At 64.4% G+C, this 16,182-nt stretch carries 21 protein-coding genes and 1 pseudogene; 7 read left to right on the plus strand and 15 right to left on the minus strand.

Annotated features, from left to right (window positions below):
• Positions 1–249 (plus strand): annotated as a pseudogene (locus tag QN397_RS14750) (diguanylate phosphodiesterase); the annotation flags it as partial.
• Between the two features lie 14 nt (positions 250–263).
• On the opposite strand, the gene phnE reads toward QN397_RS14750, so the two are convergent.
• From phnE to phnG, 10 genes are all read right to left on the minus strand, one after another.
• A complete protein-coding gene (phnE, locus tag QN397_RS14755; RefSeq protein ID WP_323501267.1) occupies positions 264–1,070 on the minus strand; it encodes a phosphonate ABC transporter, permease protein PhnE in 807 nt (268 codons plus the stop codon).
• 29 nt (positions 1,071–1,099) lie between these two features.
• Positions 1,100–2,044 carry a phosphonate ABC transporter substrate-binding protein gene (phnD, locus tag QN397_RS14760; protein ID WP_323501268.1) on the minus strand — a complete coding sequence of 315 codons (945 nt, stop codon included), beginning with the start codon at positions 2,042–2,044 and terminating at the stop codon, positions 1,100–1,102.
• 58 nt (positions 2,045–2,102) lie between these two features.
• Positions 2,103–2,969, minus strand: a complete 867-nt coding sequence (gene phnC, locus QN397_RS14765; protein ID WP_323501269.1) for a phosphonate ABC transporter ATP-binding protein — start codon at positions 2,967–2,969, stop codon at positions 2,103–2,105.
• 93 nt (positions 2,970–3,062) lie between these two features.
• Positions 3,063–4,217: an alpha-D-ribose 1-methylphosphonate 5-triphosphate diphosphatase gene (locus QN397_RS14770; protein ID WP_323501270.1), complete on the minus strand. Its 1,155-nt coding sequence runs from the start codon at positions 4,215–4,217 to the stop codon at positions 3,063–3,065.
• Positions 4,214–4,930 carry a phosphonate C-P lyase system protein PhnL gene (gene phnL / locus QN397_RS14775; protein ID WP_323499264.1) on the minus strand — a complete coding sequence of 239 codons (717 nt, stop codon included), beginning with the start codon at positions 4,928–4,930 and terminating at the stop codon, positions 4,214–4,216. Before phnL ends, QN397_RS14770 begins: the two co-directional genes overlap by 4 nt.
• Positions 4,927–5,724 carry a phosphonate C-P lyase system protein PhnK gene (gene phnK / locus QN397_RS14780; protein WP_323499265.1) on the minus strand — a complete coding sequence of 266 codons (798 nt, stop codon included), beginning with the start codon at positions 5,722–5,724 and terminating at the stop codon, positions 4,927–4,929. Before phnK ends, phnL begins: the two co-directional genes overlap by 4 nt.
• Positions 5,721–6,632, minus strand: a complete 912-nt coding sequence (locus QN397_RS14785) for an alpha-D-ribose 1-methylphosphonate 5-phosphate C-P-lyase PhnJ (protein ID WP_323499266.1) — start codon at positions 6,630–6,632, stop codon at positions 5,721–5,723. Before QN397_RS14785 ends, phnK begins: the two co-directional genes overlap by 4 nt.
• On the minus strand, positions 6,629–7,765 hold the full coding sequence (locus tag QN397_RS14790) for a carbon-phosphorus lyase complex subunit PhnI (protein WP_323499267.1): 1,137 nt from the start codon (positions 7,763–7,765) through the stop codon (positions 6,629–6,631). Before QN397_RS14790 ends, QN397_RS14785 begins: the two co-directional genes overlap by 4 nt.
• Before the next feature lie 3 nt (positions 7,766–7,768).
• The gene (gene phnH / locus QN397_RS14795; protein WP_323499268.1) at positions 7,769–8,407 is read right to left on the minus strand and encodes a phosphonate C-P lyase system protein PhnH; all 639 of its coding nucleotides are present in this window, start codon (positions 8,405–8,407) and stop codon (positions 7,769–7,771) included.
• The gene (gene phnG / locus QN397_RS14800; RefSeq protein ID WP_323499269.1) at positions 8,404–8,916 is read right to left on the minus strand and encodes a phosphonate C-P lyase system protein PhnG; all 513 of its coding nucleotides are present in this window, start codon (positions 8,914–8,916) and stop codon (positions 8,404–8,406) included. Before phnG ends, phnH begins: the two co-directional genes overlap by 4 nt.
• Before the next feature lie 77 nt (positions 8,917–8,993).
• Here phnG and phnF point away from each other — a divergent pair, with 77 nt between their 5' ends.
• Genes phnF through phnN form a run of 3 tightly spaced genes read left to right on the plus strand, consistent with a single transcriptional unit; the run spans position 8,994 to position 11,021 of the window.
• On the plus strand, positions 8,994–9,761 hold the full coding sequence (phnF, locus tag QN397_RS14805; protein ID WP_323499270.1) for a phosphonate metabolism transcriptional regulator PhnF: 768 nt from the start codon (positions 8,994–8,996) through the stop codon (positions 9,759–9,761).
• A complete protein-coding gene (locus tag QN397_RS14810) occupies positions 9,754–10,482 on the plus strand; it encodes a DUF1045 domain-containing protein (protein ID WP_323499271.1) in 729 nt (242 codons plus the stop codon). Before phnF ends, QN397_RS14810 begins: the two co-directional genes overlap by 8 nt.
• Complete coding sequence (gene phnN / locus QN397_RS14815) at positions 10,479–11,021, plus strand: phosphonate metabolism protein/1,5-bisphosphokinase (PRPP-forming) PhnN (RefSeq protein WP_323499272.1); 543 nt, start codon at positions 10,479–10,481, stop codon at positions 11,019–11,021. Before QN397_RS14810 ends, phnN begins: the two co-directional genes overlap by 4 nt.
• Positions 11,022–11,116: 95 nt before the next feature.
• Here phnN and QN397_RS14820 read toward each other — a convergent pair whose 3' ends face one another.
• From QN397_RS14820 to QN397_RS14830, 3 genes are read right to left on the minus strand one after another with little or no spacing between them, the layout of a single operon-like run.
• The gene (locus QN397_RS14820; RefSeq protein WP_323499273.1) at positions 11,117–12,268 is read right to left on the minus strand and encodes a hypothetical protein; all 1,152 of its coding nucleotides are present in this window, start codon (positions 12,266–12,268) and stop codon (positions 11,117–11,119) included.
• Between the two features lie 55 nt (positions 12,269–12,323).
• Positions 12,324–12,509 (minus strand): hypothetical protein, encoded by a 186-nt coding sequence (locus QN397_RS14825; protein WP_187053515.1) that lies wholly within the window; start codon positions 12,507–12,509, stop codon positions 12,324–12,326.
• Positions 12,510–12,569: 60 nt separating this feature from the next.
• Entirely contained in the window at positions 12,570–13,052 is a 483-nt protein-coding gene (locus QN397_RS14830) for a protein tyrosine phosphatase (RefSeq protein ID WP_323499274.1), read from the minus strand.
• A gap of 217 nt (positions 13,053–13,269) precedes the next feature.
• Between QN397_RS14830 and QN397_RS14835 the strand changes: the two genes are divergently transcribed.
• A complete protein-coding gene (locus tag QN397_RS14835; RefSeq protein WP_323501271.1) occupies positions 13,270–13,491 on the plus strand; it encodes a hypothetical protein in 222 nt (73 codons plus the stop codon).
• A 153-nt stretch (positions 13,492–13,644) separates the two neighbouring features.
• On the opposite strand, the gene QN397_RS14840 is transcribed toward QN397_RS14835, so the two are convergent.
• Together QN397_RS14840 and QN397_RS14845 are read right to left on the minus strand one after the other, a co-directional pair.
• Positions 13,645–14,694, minus strand: a complete 1,050-nt coding sequence (locus QN397_RS14840; protein ID WP_323501272.1) for a DUF3616 domain-containing protein — start codon at positions 14,692–14,694, stop codon at positions 13,645–13,647.
• Positions 14,695–14,761: 67 nt separating this feature from the next.
• A complete protein-coding gene (locus tag QN397_RS14845; RefSeq protein WP_323501273.1) occupies positions 14,762–15,226 on the minus strand; it encodes a hypothetical protein in 465 nt (154 codons plus the stop codon).
• 40 nt (positions 15,227–15,266) lie between these two features.
• Between QN397_RS14845 and QN397_RS14850 the strand changes: the two genes are divergently transcribed.
• The gene (locus QN397_RS14850) at positions 15,267–15,611 is read left to right on the plus strand and encodes a hypothetical protein (protein ID WP_323501274.1); all 345 of its coding nucleotides are present in this window, start codon (positions 15,267–15,269) and stop codon (positions 15,609–15,611) included.
• Positions 15,612–15,729: 118 nt separating this feature from the next.
• Positions 15,730–16,179, plus strand: coding sequence for a hypothetical protein (locus QN397_RS14855; RefSeq protein ID WP_323501275.1), 450 nt, complete (start codon positions 15,730–15,732; stop codon positions 16,177–16,179).
• The last annotated feature ends 3 nt before the right edge of the window (positions 16,180–16,182 follow it).

Below are 16,182 nucleotides of genomic sequence, written 5' to 3' on the forward strand. Positions count from 1 at the left end.
CTCTACGACGAGGCCGATCGCCTGGCCGGCGGCATCCATGCCGAAGACCGCCACGGAACGATGCGGTTTTTTCCCTGCGCCACCCTTTGCATCGGCGCGGTTCACATCGCGCCGGGCACATGCCGGACGGTGGAAGACGTCGCCACCGAAGCGGCGCGCGCCAAGCACGGCGCGAAAACGGCCGCGTCCGGTCTGGCCGTGTACGAGGCGGACGGCCATCGCATCGAAGCCGCAGGCGCAGCCTGCTGAGCCGTCGCGCGGATTCAAACGAAGAGCTTGCGGACGTGTGCCGAGAGCAGGTCGATCAGGCTCACGCTCACCATGATGATGATCATCACCGCGCAGGTCTCGGCGTACTGAAAGCCACGGATGATCTCCCACAACACCACCCCGATACCGCCTGCACCCACCATGCCGACCACCGAGGCGGATCGCACATTCGACTCGAAGCGGTAGAGCGCGTACGAGATCCACAACGGCATGACCTGTGGAATGACGCCGTAGACGATTTCGTGCAGCGCACTGGCCCCGGTGGACCGGATGCCCTCCACCGGCTGCGGGTCGATCGACTCCACCGCCTCGGCGAACAACTTGGCCAGCACCCCGGTGGTGTGTATCCACAGTGCGAGCACACCCGCGAACGGACCGAGCCCGACGGCGACGACGAACAGCATGGCGAACACCATCTCGTTGATGGCGCGGCAGCTGTCCATCAAGCGGCGCATCGGCTGATAAATCCACCACGGCACGATGTTGGCCGAGGCGAGCAGTCCGAGTGGCACCGCCGTCAGCACGGCCAGCGCCGTGCCCCACAGCGCGATCTGCAACGTGACGACCATCTCCTCCACATACGTGCGCCACTGCGCGAAATTGGGCGGAAAAAAATCCGCTGCGTACGTGGCCATGTTCCCCGAGTCGCGCCACAGGTCGAGGGGGCGCATGTCGGCGCCCTTCCATGACGCAGCCAGCAGCGCCAGGAGAATCGCCCAACCGAAGGGCCGGACCAGACTGCGCCGAGGCGCTGGCGTGACCGGTAGCGGCGCGCGCGGGGTGAAAACGATCGGCTGCATGGACTGAAGTGGGCGTTGCGTTGCTCGTATCAGTTGAACGCGGAGAGCTTCTTGTCGATATCGGCCAGGCGGGTTTTCTTGTCGCTCTCGCTCAGCACCGCATCGGCTTCCACCTTGTTGCGCTGGGCAAAGAGGTCCAGTTGGCGAATCGGCAGCAGCTGCCGGTCGCTGGATTCCTTGAAGCCCGACAGCTTGGAAATCTTCATCACGATTTCCTTTTCCCGTGCGTCGGTCTTGGCGTAGTTGTAGAAGAAGTTGCGGATCTTGGCCTTGGTTTCTTCAGGCATGTCCTTGCGCATCACGAGCGGGTCGAGCGGGATCAGCGGCGAGGTCCAGACGACCTTGATGTCCTTGAACTTCTCAGGGAAACGCTCCTTGATCTTTTCCAGGTTCTCGCTGTTGTTGGTCGCGATGTCGACTTGCTTGTTGGCAACGGCCAGCGCGTTCGTCTCGTGGTTAGCGCTGCGCGTCACCTTGAAGAGCGACTTGGCGTCAACGTGGTTCTTGGCGAACACGTAGTAGCCTGGCACCAGAAAGCCGGACGTTGAATTCGGATCACCGTTTCCAAAGCTCAGGCTCTTGCCGTTCTTCAGCACGTCGTCCAGGTTGTTGATCGGACTGTCGCGGTGCACGATCAGGTGGGAGTAGTAGCCCTGCGTGCCGTCGGCATTGACCATTTGCGCGAACACTTCGCCGCTGGCGCGGTCCACCGCTTCCATTGCCGACTTGTTGCCGAACCAGCCGATCTGCACCTTGTTGAAGCGCATGCCTTCGATGATGCCGGCGTAGTCGGACGCAAAGAAGGCAGTCACCTTCAAACCGGTCTGGCGGCTCATGTCGTCGATGAGCGGTTGCCAGTCCTGCCTCAGATTGGCCGAGGCCTCGGTCGAGATAAAACCGAAGTTGATGTCCTGCGCAAAAGCGCAGGTCATGCTCAGGCCGAGGGCCAGCGTTGCACACAGTTTCTTGATCATGGATTGCTCCGGAGGGGGGGGAATAAAGGCGCTCGAAAAACGGGCGTCGGCAGGACCGTCAGGCGACGACGCGGGTACCTTGCGCGGGCCACGGCGCCACGGTGACCTGCGGCAACACATGAACAGTGCCGCCCTCGGGAGACCGCGCGCCCAGCAGTTCTTCGGCATCCGCGCCATAGAGCTCACGAAGCAATACGGGCGTGAGCGCCGCGGCCGGCCCGTCGAACACGACCTGGCCCTGGTTGAGTGCGATCACGCGCGCGCAGTACTTCATCGCGATCTCGACCTGGTGGAGCGAGACGATCACGGTGCAGTTGTCTTCACGATGGATGCGCGCCAGGATCTCCATCACCCTGCGCGAGGATTCGGGGTCGAGCGAGGCGATGGGTTCGTCGGCCAGCACCACCTTCGCGCCCTGCACCAGTGCGCGTGCAATGGCGGCGCGCTGCTGTTGTCCACCCGACAACGTGGACGCACGTTGCGCATGGCAATCGGCGATGCCCACGCGGGCCAGCGCGTCGAGCGCGAGCGCCCGCTCCTCGGCGGTGAAGGCGCGCAGCCAGCTGCGCCACCAGGGCGTGCGGTGCAACGAACCCACCAGCACGTTCATGAGCACCGGCAACCGTGCCACCAGATTGAATTGCTGGAAGACGAAACCCACCTGTGCCCGCACCTTGCGGATGTCGCGGTGCACGCGACCACCCTGCTGTACGCGACGGCCGTCGATCTCAATGAGGGATTCGCTGTCGCCATCGGCTGCCACCAAGCCGGCCACGTGCCTCAGCAACGTCGACTTGCCCGAGCCCGATGCGCCGATCAGCGCGACCATCTCGCCACGCGCAACATCGACGTTGATGTCGCGCAGCGCGTGCAGGCCGTTCGGAAAATGCTTGTTGAGCTGGCGAATGCGCAGGATGGGTTCCATGGGCTTCTTTAAAGTCGTCTAGACAACCGGAGTCTGGTGAACGGGTATGACGTGGCATTGACACTTAGACGACGCGCGTGTGTCAGCCGCGGGTCAAAGCACGCGGCGGCCTTCTCGCCAGACGCTGCGCACCACGGCGTGCTGCGTGCCGTCCGCCATGTCGGTCATGCGGACCTGCACCAGGTCGGCGCGCATCCCCTGCGCGATCGAGCCACGATCGTTCAAGCCTGTCGCCTTTGCCGGCGCACTGGTGACGGTCGCCACGGCACGCGGCAGCGTAAACACATCGTCGGCCACCAGGCGCATGGCGGCACCCAACAGGCTGCTGGGCACATAGTCGGACGAGAGGATGTCCAGCAGTCCGTTGCGCGCCAGGTCGGATGCGGCCACGTTGCCCGAATGCGAGCCGCCGCGCACGACGTTGGGTCCCCCCATTACGGTAGACAGTCCGCGGTCGCGTGCGGCACGTGCAGCCACCAGCGTGGTCGGAAACTCCGACAGGCTGGCGCCATCCGCATGCGCCTGTTCGACGTGCGCGACCGTGGTGTCGTCGTGGCTCGCCAGTGCAATGCCGTGCGTACGACAGTAGTCGACGAAGTGCTTGCGGTGCGGCGCGGCATAGCGTTCCTGCAATGCGCCGGCCTCGGCCACCCGATGCTCGAACTTCTCGCGGCTCCAGCCCTTCTTGCCCGTGTAATAGATGCGCGCCAAGTCGATGTTTTCCCACTGACGCTGACCCAGCGTGTGGTCCATCAGGGAAATCAGCGACAACCGCGGGTGGCCGCAGAACGGCTCGAACAGCTCGACCGTGTTGGGTGCCGGCAACTCGCATCGCACGTGCAGATGATGGTCCGCGCGCAACAGGTCCCGCGTGGCGCAGTCGTCGATCGTCGCCAGCACCTTGTGCCACGTACTGCCGCGCAGGCTTTCGGTGTCGGCCTCGCCGACGCCGAGCGCATCGAACACGGTGGTGATGCCGGCGGATGCCACTTCGGCATCGTGCGCGAGCAAGGCCGGCATTTCTGCCCAATGCACCTTGGGCCGTGGCATCAGGTGCCGCTCGAAATTGTCGGTATGCACTTCCACCAAGCCGGGCAGCAGGTAGTCGCCCTCCAGGTCCAGCGCGCCCTGGGCAGTGTCGCCGGTGTCGAAACTGGCGATCCGCCCATCGACCGCGTGGAGCGTGCCGCGCACCACCTCGTTGGCCAGCACCATGCGGGCGTTTCGGAAAACCATCGTGGCGCTCATGACCGACCCTTGAAATCTGCGACGTCGATGCGGCGCGTGGCGACCGCCGCGCCGACCGCCGCGTCGTGGAAGATGCCGACCACTCCCGCGCCCCGCGCCGCCGCCTCGCGAATCAGTTCGATGACGGTGCGCGTGTTGCCTGCATCGAGTGCCGCGGTCGGCTCGTCGAGCAGCAACAGCGGCTTGGGCTTGATCATGTTGCGGGCGATGTTGATGCGCTGCTGCTCGCCCCCCGAGAAGGTGGCCGGCGGCAGGTGCCAGAGGCGTTCGGGGATGTGCAGCCGTGTGAGCCAGGCACGCGCCTGCTCGCGTGCCGACTCGATGGCGCAGGCGTCGTCGCCCGCGTCTTCGGCCAGGGATTCGGCCACCACATCCAGTGCCGAGACGCGCGGGATCACGCGCAAAAACTGGCTCACGTAGCCGATGGTGTCGCGCCGCAGGCGGACCAGCTCGCGCGGGGAAGCGGTCGTCACCTCCACTGCCTCGCCCTGCGCTGGCTGCACGCGGATGCTGCCCGCGCTGGCGCGGTAGTTGGCATAGATGAGCTTGAGCAACGTGCTCTTGCCCAGGCCGGAGGCGCCATCGAGCACCACGCATTCGCCAGCATTCACGTTGAGGTCGACGCGGTCGAAGACGGCCAACTCGAGCTGGTTCTGATGGTGCAGGGTGAACCGCTTGGCCAGCCCCTCGACTCGGAGAAGCGGGTGGTTCATGGCTGGAGCACCGAGGACACGAGAAGCTGGGTGTAGGGATGCTGCGGATCGTCCAGGAGTTGATCGGTGAGCCCTGACTCGACCACGCGGCCGCGCTGCATCACCACCATGCGGTGTGCCAGCAGGCGCGCCACGGCGAGGTCGTGCGTGACGATGATCGCGGCGAGTTGCATCTGCCGCGTCAGCTGCCTGAGCAGGTCCAGCAGGCGGGCCTGTACCGACACGTCGAGGCCGGAGGTCGGCTCGTCCATGAACATCAGCCGGGGCTGCGTGACCAGGTTGCGCGCGATCTGCAAGCGCTGCCTCATGCCCCCCGAGAAGGTGCGCGGTGCATCGTCGATGCGGCGTGGCTCGATCTCCACGCGCTCGAGCCACTCGCTCGCGGTGGCACGCAGGCGGCCGTAGTGCCGCTCGCCGAGCCCCATGAGGCGCTCACCCACGTTGGCGCCCGCCGAGACGTCCATGCGCAGGCCGTCCGGTGCATGCTGATGCACGAAGCCCCAGTCGGTGCGCGCCAGCAGGCGCTGCTCTGCCTCGCTCATGTCGAACACTTCCTGCAGACGCCCTGCGCGCGTCAGGAATTGCACGCTACCTGTGTCCGGCAGGCAGCGCGCCGCGACGGCGTTGAGCAGCGTCGATTTGCCGGAGCCCGATTCGCCCACCACGGCCAGCACTTCGCCGGGCCAAAGATCGAACGACGCGTCCTGCAGCGCCACGCGATCGCCATAGCGCTTGCCGATGCCGCGCACGCGCAGCAGCGGCGGCGGCGCGCACGACGTCGGGTCGGCGCTCATGCAGCCTCCGTTGCGCAAGACGCTGCGCGCGTCTGGCAGTAGTCCGAGTCCGAGCACACGTGCATGCGCGTGCCACGGTCGTCGGTGATGACCTCATCGAGAAAACTTTCGGTGGCGCCGCACAGGGCACACGGCATGTCCCAGCGTTGCACTTCGAACGGATGGTCTTCGAAGCCCAGGCTCTCGACCGGTGTGTACGGAGGCACGGCGTAGATGCGCTTCTCGCGCCCTGCGCCGAACAGCTGCAATGCAGGGTTCATGTGCATCTTCGGGTTGTCGAATTTAGGGATCGGCGAGGGTGACATCACGTAGCGGTGATTGACCAGCACCGGATAGTCGTAGGTGGTGGCGATGTGACCGTAGCGAGCAATGTCTTCGTAGAGCTTCACATGCATCAGCCCGTATTCGGCCAGCGCATGCAGCGTTCGGGTGGTGCTCTCGCGCGGCTCCAGTCGCTGCATCGGCTCGGGAACCGGCACCTGATAGACCAGCACCTGCCCCTCGGCCAGCGGCGCCTCGGGAATGCGGTGGCGCGTCTGGATCAGCGTGGCTTGGTGCGTGCGCGTGGTGGTCGCAACACCCGCAGTGCGCTCGAAGAAGCGCCGGATATTGACGGCGTTGACCGTATCGTCCGAGCCTTGGTCGATGACCTTCAAAACGTCGCGCGGCCCGATGACGGCCGCGGTGACCTGGATACCACCGGTGCCCCAGCCGTACGGCAACGGCATTTCGCGCGAGCCGAAAGGCACCTGGTAGCCGGGGATGGCAACGGCCTTGAGCACGGCACGGCGAATCATCCGTTTGGTGCGCTCGTCGAGGTAGGCGAAGTTGAAGTTCTGCGCGACGGCATCGTCGGCGTAGGCGTCGACAACCGGCCCGGCATCCTGCGGGACAAGCGATGGGTTCATGGGAGCTCGCTATCGGTCGGTGGGTTCGTGGCCTGGTTCGTCGCCTGGCTGGCGGCGGCGCGCATCTTGCGCACCAGGGCCAGCTCGGACTGGAAGTCCACGTAGTGCGGCAGCTTCAGGTGCTGCACGAAGCCGGAGGCCTCGAGGCTGTCGCTGTGCGACAGCACGAATTCCTGCATCTGGGCCGGCGACTCGACCGCCTCGCCCAGTTCCTCCGCACGCAGCGCGCGGTCGACCAGGCTCATGGCCATCGCCTTGCGCTCGCTGTGGCCAAACGCCAGGCCATAGCCGCGCGTGAACTGGGGCGGCTGGCTCTTGCTCCCGGCGAACTGGTTGACCATCTCGCACTCTGTGATTTCAAGATCGCCTATGGAGATTGCAAAGCCCAGTTCCTCGGGCTCGAGTTCGAGCGCGACCCCGCCAAACCGGATCTCCCCCACGAAAGGGTGACTGTGCGAGTAGCCGCGCTGGGTGGAATAAGCCATGGCGAGCAGGAACCCCTCGTCGCCGCGTGCCAGGTTCTGGAGACGACTCGCGCGCTCCGCAGGGAAGCGCAAGGGCTCGCGCGTGATGTCCACCGGCGCCGGATCGCCTGGCGGCATAGGGCGTGTTTCGATGAGGCCTTCGTGGTGCAGCAGATCGACGACGCGGGGTGTCGATGCGGCCTCGTTCGCCTCAGTCGCAGGCAGCTTTGTCGCAGGCAGTCCGGCGGGCGTTTCCTGCCCTTGCGCGAGCAGCGAAAAATCCAGCAGCCGCTGCGTGTAGTCGTAGGTCGGGCCCAGCACCTGGCCGCCGGGCAGGTCCTTGAAGGTGGCGGAGATGCGCCGATCGAGGTCCATCCGCGCCGTATCGAGCGGCACGCTGCTGCCCAGGCGCGGCAACGTCGCGCGGTAGGCGCGCAACAGGAAAATGGCTTCGACCAGATCGCCCGAGGCCTGCTTGATCGCCAGCGCGGCGAGCTCGGGGTCGTATACCGAGCCTTCGGTCATCACGCGATCGACCGCCAGCTTGAGCTGCTCGCGAATCTGCCGGATCGAGAGCTCTGGCGTGGCGGTATCGCCGCGTCGCTGCTCGGCCAGCAGCCGGTAGCTGTTGAGGATGGCGGCTTCGCCACCTTTGACGGCAACGTACATGCTTCAAGCCTCCAGTTCGATGCGGGTGGTGCGCGGCAGGCCCACGATCTGGCGGGCCGTCGCGAGAAAAAGGTCCACGCCGCGCGGGAAGGCCGCGTAGTTGAGCGTGCGCTGCGCCACCAGCGTCGCGGCGGTCGACGGCGCACGGCCTTCGACTCTCAGCAGCACCTGCTCGCGGATGCCCGGACCTTGCAGGCGCCAACCGGCCTCACCCGATGCAACGGCGCTTTCGGCAAGGCCAGACACCTCGATCACGCAAGTCGTCGACTGGTCGGGATAGGTGTCGCTGCCTTGTGCAAAGCTTGCGAGCGAAGGGATGTCGTCACTGGCTGCGACCCAGGCGAACTGCGCTTGCGCCGGTTCTTCGACCACCACGCAGCCGCAATGAAAGCGCAGCCACGCGGCTGCATCGGTACCTGCCAGCGAGGGGGACAGCCAGAGCTTGCAGTCCGGGTCGAGCAGCGCCAGCAGCAGAGCGGCCGCAGCCGCATGTCCATGCGCCGGCACTTGCGCATCATGCGGAAGGTCGACCGGACGGCCAGGGTAGGAGAGCGCATGCAACGCAGCGCGAAACACGGCCTGGCTGCCAAACGAGAGATCGGAAAAACCGGCGCCGATGGCGCGCAGATCGGCCGGCTTCATTCGTCGCCCTCCTCGTCGCGTGCCGACCCGGTTTCACGCGCCACGGTGAAGAACTCGACCTTGCTGGTCTGCGCACGCGCATGACGACGTGCGCGCTCGCGGGCCAGGTGCGCCCGCACCGGCTCCAGCAAGCTGGCGTCGAGCAATGCCTGCTGTTCCGGCTCCTGCAGGAGCGCATCGGCCACCGCGGCCAGTTGTGCCTGGCGGTGCGAGCGACCCAGCACATAGGCCACGCCGACGGCCGCCTGCTCGTAGCGCCTGTCAGGCAGCCGCAGCGCGCAGCGGGTCACCGTGACCTCACCGAGGTTGAAGCGCTCTCCGGTCCCGCCGACACGGCCCTGGACCATCATCAGTCCAGTCTCCGGCGGGCGCAGCCAACGTGGCGCGCAAAGCGCATGCGGTCCGAGCGCCGGCTCGAGCAGCGCCATCGGGGCACGCGCCAGCAAGGCCATCCACTGCGCACGATCTGCAGGCCGGTCGACCGGATGACTGTCAAAGGCATGAAACATGAAGGTGCTACTCTGGAAAAGTTGTATAGACAAATCGGACAACTGCCACGAGCTTAGGACCGGGGCGTGTAGTTTTCATGACAGCCATCACTGCCTTCAATTCCTCTACCTCCGCTTCCCTTTCCGCGACCGCAACGCGTGCAAGCTTCTCGACCCGAATTGCGGCCGAGCTGGCCGAATCCATCGCGCGCGGGGTCTACCCACCAGGCCAACGCCTGCCGTCGGAGCACGCGCTGGCCGAGCAGTTCGGCGTGAATCGCCACACGATCCGGCGCTCGCTCGCGAGCCTGTGCAGTCAGGGCCTGCTGCGCGCCGCACAAGGCAGCGGTACCTATGTCGAAGAGTTCGCAGTCGACCTTGTGCTGGCCAAACGGACGCGGCACCACCAAAACATGGTGCATGCGGGTTTGCGCGGCGCACTGCGCGTGCTCGACGCGAAGAACGTGCGCGCAACGGCCACGCAGGCGCGTGCGTTGCGCGTGCCAGCCCGAAGCGCGGTGCTGTGCCTGCGCGTCCTGGGCGAGGCCGAGGGTCAGCCACTGAACTTCAGCGAACGCTACTTTCCGCTGCCCCGCTTCGACGGTCTCGAAGAAGTGGTGCGCGAGACCGGATCGATCACCGCCGGCTTCGCCGCGCATGACGTCAAGGACTACACGCGGCTCGAAAGCCGCATCACCGCGCAGATGCCCGATGCCATCGTGGCAGCGCACCTTCGACAAACGGCGAGCCGGCCGGTGCTGCTGGTCGAGAGCGTCAACGTCGACCCGCTGGGTGTGCCCATTGAATATGCGCTGGCTTGGTTTGCCGGTGACCGCGTCACCCTCACAGTGGCTCACGATGAGTGATCCAGCGTCACACGGAACGGCGCATCGCTATGCCGCGTACTTCGCGCCGGCAGAGAGCAGCATTTGGTGGGAAGTCGGCAGTCGATGGATCGGACGCTGCGCAGCGCAAGGGCGATCGCTGCCGCAGCCTGTCGTGCCGGGCGTCAGCAGCCTGGTGCAACAGCGCCTGACCCGCGCGCCGCGTCGCTACGGATGGCACGCAACGCTCAAGGCGCCTTTCGCGCTCGCTCCGGGCGTGGAATTCAAGGCGCTGCGCGATCGCCTGCATGACCTGTGCGCGGGGTTCGAAGGCTTTACGTTGCCCGGGTTGAAGGTGCAACAGCTCGACGATTTTCTCGCCCTTGTGCCGGAAGGCGACTGCGGCCAACTCGACGGAATCAACGCGGTCGCAGCGGCTTGCGTGACGGGACTTCATGCGTTGGCTGCAACGCTGTCACCGGTTGAGCTGCAGCGTCGGCGGGCAGCACGGTTGACTCCGCAAGAAGACGCGTTGCTACTGCGCTGGGGCTACCCCTTCGTGCTGGACGCTTTTCGTTTTCACATGTCGCTCACGGGCGCCTTGGGTGACACGCCGTCGCAGGTCGTCGACGCGATCAAAGCCGCAGCCACCCAGTGCTTCGGCGCATTGCCCGCCTGTCGCTTCGACTCGGTCGCGCTCTTTGCCGAGCCGCGTCCCGGCGCCGACTTCGAACTCGTCGAGCACATGAGGTTGGGCCGATGAAGGGGCAGCTGATCTATGTCATGGGCCCTTCCGGCGCCGGCAAGGACAGCCTCCTCGCGTGGCTTCGAAACCATCTTCCTCTGGAGGCGTCTGTCCATTGGGCACGCCGCACGATCACCCGCCCAGTGCAGTCGGGCGATGAGCAGCACCACAGCGTCGATGCACAAGCTTTTCAGAGGCTGTGCGAGGCGCAGGCATTTGCCTTCGACTGGCAAGCCAACGGCTTGCGCTACGGCGTTCGACATGTCGAATTGGCGCCGCTCGACGCGGGCTGTCGGGTGATCGTCAACGGGTCGCGTGCCTACCTGTCTCAAGCTCTGATCAGATTTCCGGAGCTCGAGGTGATTCATGTCACCGCGAGCGTCGACACGTTGCGGGCGCGTCTGCTGGCGCGCGGCCGTGAAACACCGGCCGCCGTCGAAGCGCGCATAGAGCGCGCTCTTGCATTTCAAGCGCCAGCGGGCGCGATCGAGGTGTACAACGACGGCTCGTTGGAAGACGCGGGGCTGCAGTTTTTGAGAGCCTTCCATCGAGGCTGACGTATCACCTTGTCTTTCGGCCACTCCTGCCGACCGTCATTGCGCAAAGGGGCGATCTCGCACTTTCGCGGTCGCACGCCATGGGCTGTGGTGCGTCAGCCGACAAGGCTGCCGTTGCTGTTCAACAAGGTCTGACTCACGTAGCTGCTGGCCCGTCCGTCAGCAGCGAAATCGAAGCGCCAACCGTCGATGTTGGTCGCAACACGCCGTTTGAACTCCGACAGAACGCGGGCGCGCCCCGGAGTCGAACCTGCGGAAGCAACGACTGAAGCGGCGTAGCGGCCGCCGAGGTAGCCGGCCAGGCTCGTGGGTGAAGGGTCTTCGTCGAAATAGCGCTGAAGTGCGCTTTTGTAGGCCCGCACCACCGCCACCTTGCCGTCACGCGGGTCTGGCACGACGCGAGTGAAGACGATCGGCACGGCCGTGCCCGGTGCGAGTTGCAAGAAGGTGTTGGCGTCGACGTCGGACAAGCAGACCACATAGCGCTGCATTCCCCGCTTGCTGAGCCCGCGCGTGAACAAAGACAGTTCGATCGCGCTGCCCATGAAAAGCAGAAAGTACGGCACCTTTGCATCGAGGTGTCTGCCGAAGGATTCGAGATCGCTCTCTTGGGTTGCAGTGAGCACTCGTGCCTTGAGCTTCAACCGCTCGAGGATCTGCGCTGTCCCCGGCTGCAATGCAGCCTCGTGCGCTGCGTTCGGATACACGATGCCCAACTCCGACACGCCCATGGTGGCGAAGCCCTTGAGCACGTACCGAATCTGATCCTCCCTCGAAGCGAAAAGTGCGAACAGATTGACTTGGCCGTCGAAGCGCGAGTCGGCAAGCCACGGCGCGACATGGGCAATCTCGAGTCCGTTCTTCTCCGCCTGCTTCAGACTCGCCAGCGCCAGGCCTTCGCCCACCGTACCGATCATGGCCACCTGGCTGCTGTCAGCCTTGACCTTTTTGATGGCGTCTTGCAATGCGGCATCCGATCCATCGACCTCGATGGATTTGAGCTCGATGCGTGGTCCCGCCTTGGCAGTCGATTCAGCGAAGGCGAGCCGGAATCCTGTCGCGTAGTCGCGCGACAACGCTTGCTGGCTCGGCGACATGTCCATGATTTGCGTCATCTGAACCGCAGGTACGTCCGGAGGTCGAACGAGTGGTGCAAGCGCAGTGGCGTCTGTCGAAAACAGCGTCAGCGCTGCGGCGCCGAGGGTGCCACCGAGCAAGCGGCGGCGAGAGGGGCAGGGCAAGTTCATCGGCCCATGCTAGATACCATTTGTGACATTTAACGTCTCGGCCGATGGCGTGCGGCTAATCGCCCTTTGTCTGCTCCAGCACCTTGGCGCCCGCGGCCAACGCATCACCAGGTGTCGCGTATTCCTTCAGAGACGAAGCAAGCTCCGTCTCTTCTATCAACGGACCAACTTCAGTGATCACCCATACGAAATTGCCGTGCTCAACGCGATCGACGCGCAATCTAAACATAGGTGAGGTCATGGTCGGGCTGCTGATGTCTGATGAAACATGATTCGGTGCGGCATAAAGCATCGACGAGCGCTAGCCCATCCTGCCCATGTCTCTGATGTCGTCTCGAATCGATGCGCGCTCGCCTTTCGCCATCGGCAGGTTGACGAACAGTTCGATTCGGCGCCGGAGCGCATAGATGATCTGAATGGCGCCATAGGCCGCTGCTTCCGGATCATCCTGTCCAGCAGCGTCCGGCATCTCCCACAGCGCCGAATCCGGCTGACCGGGCCACGATGGCTCGTGCCCGTGTGTCTCTGTGTCCAGCGTGATGATGAATGAGGCTTTGGCGAGATCGCGCGACCGGAGCTGGGTCCACGCGGCCGGAACCATTGCGGGCGGCTGCATGCTCGCACCGGCAAGCGCGCCCAGCGCAGCGGGATGCACTTCCTCTGCGACATATCCGGGTCTTCCACAAGACAGCGCCACAAAACGGCCTTGGCCCAGATGCTCCAGGCAGGCCTGCGCCAGAACACTGCGAAGCGAATTGCGCCTGGAGACAAAAACCACCGTCATTTGATCCGCTGTTGCCATATTGTTTTGAGGTTAGCGACTTGACGTGACAGTTTCCAGCGGCTGTCGCTGCAGCAGTGGCAGCGGCGGACTCGCTCGCTGCGTTGCGCCTCGAAACAAAAACCATCGGCAGACGATCCGCCTCTGCCCTATAACGAAGAGGTTGGCGACTGGCGTGCAAGCTTCAATTGCCAGCTGCTTTTTCTGACAGGAGCTTCAAATGAGCAAAGAGAACGCACGCTTGAGCCATCTGCTCGAGAAAATGTCCGCCAGATATGGGGATCAGGACTCCGATGTGCTCCGGCTGCGTGAAGCAGTCCGGCATCTGTCGCTGGCCGATGCGCACATCCAGGCGCCACTGCGATATGTCGGTGCACCGCTTTTTGCGGATCGCGCGACCCGGCTCGCCAAATTCACGCCCACTGTGGAGCAATGGGGATAGCAACAGCCGCAAACATCGGGATGCCTCATGGTTGAGGTGCTTGCGCATTCCCTACCAGCGCCCGCGGCTGTCACTTCTTCATGCTGCCACGATCGTCTGACCGTTTTGTGACATGGAGCGCGCACGCATCGACGTGCAGTGTCGATGCGCTTTCTATCTTTGAAGCGGGATGCGCAGTGCCCTGAAGCGTTGCTTCGCTTTGTCCAACTGGTCACAGCGTGTGCCCTCGACGCGCAGGGTGCCGTCATCGCTCAGCAGCATCGCCTGACCCGTGCCGGGTAGAGCGAACAGCGCCTCGGCACTGAACTGCGCCGGCAGTGCCACCGGTGCGGGCGTGGCCGGATGCGTCGGCACACCATCCCATGCGTACAGCGCGAAGCTGCCGACATCGCCGGTCGGTCCGGCGACGATCCAGTAGACGGCGCCGATGCGTTCCATGCTGCGGATGCCTCGGCCTCCCAGGTCGAGCAACGCGGGTGGCCCGAACGCTGGCCTTGCTCCGTCGCCGACCACCAGCGCAGCAGGATTGGTGATGGGGACCAGCAGCGCAGCAGGATTGGTGATGGGGACCAGCAGCGCCTTGCCGTCTTTCAGCGGATTGCGAAAGCCCACGAGCAAATGTCCGTCAGCCGTGTCGGCCAGGCCTTCGATGTTCAGACCACCCGGTTGCTCGGGCGCAATGTCGGCCGCTTTGCCGAGACCGAGTCCTTGGAGTTCGGGTGCCGAAGCGAGGTCTTCGATCAGGTCGACATAGGGCTTGCCAACGGGGCGAACGGTGGGCGGTGATACGCCGAGATCGACCTGCGTGGCGAACAGCCGGCGCCGCCAAGGTCTGGCCTTGCCCGATGAGGTCCGGCTGTGCGACGAGATCCAGTAGATGGTGTCGCCGATGCGGGTTGCGCCTTCGATGTCGGACGCCTTGTCTCCTGTGGCGAGGAACGCTGCCAAGTCGACGGCGGGCCGCGCAGGCGCACTCTGCCCGATGCGGTAGACGTTGAGTGCGTTGCTCTCGTCGTCGCCGACGACGAAGTGCTGCGAGTCGAGCGCCACTGCTGCAGAGGCTTCGCACATACCGTCGTAGCGCTCCATGGCGGCGGACGCACTCGATGTGCTTGCCTGCACGAAGGAACCCCACGTTGCCAAACAGAGCACCAGCAGAGTCGCGACGGTCGCCGCGATCGAACGAACATTGAATCGAATCATTTGAGTGAAGCTTAAGTGTTGTAGATCAGACTAATCCGATAATTATGGTATAAATGATTTACACCATTTAAGAAAAATCAATGACAAATCCCATTGCAACCGCATCGCCTTCCCCTGACGCAACCGCCGATATCGCGACTTCCAGCGCACGGCCGACCTCTACTCCGCCGAAGGCCTCGAATGCATCAGCGACCGCCGTAGTTGCACCCGCCGCCGCTGCGACCACCGTGCCCGACGACGCCGCGACGCCAAAGAAGCCTGCAGCCAAGAAGGCTGTTGCGCCCCTTCGCAAAGCGGCGCCGAAGAAGGCGGTCGCACCCGCGCGCAAGGCTGCAGCAAAGCTGCCCGCGAAGCCGGTGCCGAAGTCAAACCCAAAAGCAACGCCGAAAGCATCGGTCAAGGCATCGGCAAAACCTGTCACGAAGACCGTGGCAAAACCGGTCGCAAAGACGGCCATCAAACCGGTCGCCAAGCCCATCCCAAAGCTGAAGACCGCGCCATTGCCAGCCGCGAAGAAAGCTTCTTCACTCATCAAGAAGCCTGCGCCAAAAAAGGTCAGCCCGATCGTCCCGGTGAAGCCAGCGCCCGCAAAGCAAATTGAGGTTGCGCCGAAGTCGTCCGCAAAATCGAACGCCAAGTCCTCGGTCAAGTCATCGACCAAAGCCATCGACACCCGCAAGACATCCGAGCAAAAGGACAAGCTGGTGCGTGACAGCTTCACGATGCCGCAAGACGACTACGCGTTGATCGCCAGGCTCAAAGACCGCGCCGTCATGTTCAAGCGTCCGGCCAAGAAGAGTGAGTTGCTGCGTGCGGGCCTGCACGCGTTGCAAGCCATGTCGGCGCCCGCCTTGCGCGCCGCGCTCGATGCGCTGACACCGCTGAAGTCGGGTCGGCCGAAGAAGCAAGTCGACTAAGTCGACTGCCATCAGAAAAGCATGCGCCGCGAGATGCAGCGCGTGTCATCCGCCTGCCTTGTGAGAGGCCTAACCTTGGATTCGGGTTAACACCTACCACTCAAGACAAGGACCGATCATGAAACAGCTCTACACGAACATCGCTACTGCGGCCATCGCCGTGCTGGCCGTGACCGCCGCCCAAGCCCAACCCGCCACCGGCCGCACCCGCGCCCAGGTCGAAGCCGAAGCCATCGCCGCAGCCCGCGCGCCCGACCAGAACGTGACGCGCGGCTCACGCGGTGCCGAGAAGTTCACGCCCACGGCCGACCCGGCAAAAATGCAGCAGCAAGCCATCGATGCGGCGCACGCCGTCAACCAGAACGTGACACGCGGCTCGCGCGGCGCCGATCCTTTCGTCTCCACGATGGACCCCGCCGCTGTCGATGCGCCGGCCCGTGCGACGGCTGCCGCACCGGATCAAAACGTGGTTGGCGGATCGCGGGTCAACAGCCGCGTCATCTCGACGATGTCGAATCCGACCAGCCCCAACGTTCAAGCCCAACAGGCTCCGATTCCGGCGAAGTAGTCA

Source organism: Variovorax sp. RTB1, from assembly GCF_035018765.1.
Taxonomy (GTDB): Bacteria; Pseudomonadota; Gammaproteobacteria; order Burkholderiales; family Burkholderiaceae_C; genus Variovorax.

What these genes read in the sequence shown, in the direction of transcription:
- phnK (WP_323499265.1), bottom strand. Translation starts at nt 5,724, where the DNA reads ATGAGCGCCGACCCGACGTCGTGCGCGCCGCCGCCGCTGCTGCGCGTG.
- phnD (WP_323501268.1), bottom strand. Translation starts at nt 2,044, where the DNA reads ATGATCAAGAAACTGTGTGCAACGCTGGCCCTCGGCCTGAGCATGACC.
- QN397_RS14840 (WP_323501272.1), bottom strand. Translation starts at nt 14,694, where the DNA reads ATGATTCGATTCAATGTTCGTTCGATCGCGGCGACCGTCGCGACTCTG.
- QN397_RS14820 (WP_323499273.1), bottom strand. Translation starts at nt 12,268, where the DNA reads ATGAACTTGCCCTGCCCCTCTCGCCGCCGCTTGCTCGGTGGCACCCTC.
- phnL (WP_323499264.1), bottom strand. Translation starts at nt 4,930, where the DNA reads ATGAACCACCCGCTTCTCCGAGTCGAGGGGCTGGCCAAGCGGTTCACC.
- phnG (WP_323499269.1), bottom strand. Translation starts at nt 8,916, where the DNA reads ATGTTTCATGCCTTTGACAGTCATCCGGTCGACCGGCCTGCAGATCGT.
- QN397_RS14785 (WP_323499266.1), bottom strand. Translation starts at nt 6,632, where the DNA reads ATGAACCCATCGCTTGTCCCGCAGGATGCCGGGCCGGTTGTCGACGCC.
- QN397_RS14855 (WP_323501275.1), top strand. Translation starts at nt 15,730, where the DNA reads ATGAAACAGCTCTACACGAACATCGCTACTGCGGCCATCGCCGTGCTG.
- QN397_RS14770 (WP_323501270.1), bottom strand. Translation starts at nt 4,217, where the DNA reads ATGAGCGCCACGATGGTTTTCCGAAACGCCCGCATGGTGCTGGCCAAC.
- QN397_RS14790 (WP_323499267.1), bottom strand. Translation starts at nt 7,765, where the DNA reads ATGTACGTTGCCGTCAAAGGTGGCGAAGCCGCCATCCTCAACAGCTAC.
- phnC (WP_323501269.1), bottom strand. Translation starts at nt 2,969, where the DNA reads ATGGAACCCATCCTGCGCATTCGCCAGCTCAACAAGCATTTTCCGAAC.
- phnH (WP_323499268.1), bottom strand. Translation starts at nt 8,407, where the DNA reads ATGAAGCCGGCCGATCTGCGCGCCATCGGCGCCGGTTTTTCCGATCTC.
- phnN (WP_323499272.1), top strand. Translation starts at nt 10,479, where the DNA reads ATGAAGGGGCAGCTGATCTATGTCATGGGCCCTTCCGGCGCCGGCAAG.
- QN397_RS14830 (WP_323499274.1), bottom strand. Translation starts at nt 13,052, where the DNA reads ATGACGGTGGTTTTTGTCTCCAGGCGCAATTCGCTTCGCAGTGTTCTG.
- QN397_RS14845 (WP_323501273.1), bottom strand. Translation starts at nt 15,226, where the DNA reads ATGAGTGAAGAAGCTTTCTTCGCGGCTGGCAATGGCGCGGTCTTCAGC.
- QN397_RS14810 (WP_323499271.1), top strand. Translation starts at nt 9,754, where the DNA reads ATGAGTGATCCAGCGTCACACGGAACGGCGCATCGCTATGCCGCGTAC.
- QN397_RS14825 (WP_187053515.1), bottom strand. Translation starts at nt 12,509, where the DNA reads ATGACCTCACCTATGTTTAGATTGCGCGTCGATCGCGTTGAGCACGGC.
- QN397_RS14835 (WP_323501271.1), top strand. Translation starts at nt 13,270, where the DNA reads ATGAGCAAAGAGAACGCACGCTTGAGCCATCTGCTCGAGAAAATGTCC.
- phnF (WP_323499270.1), top strand. Translation starts at nt 8,994, where the DNA reads ATGACAGCCATCACTGCCTTCAATTCCTCTACCTCCGCTTCCCTTTCC.
- phnE (WP_323501267.1), bottom strand. Translation starts at nt 1,070, where the DNA reads ATGCAGCCGATCGTTTTCACCCCGCGCGCGCCGCTACCGGTCACGCCA.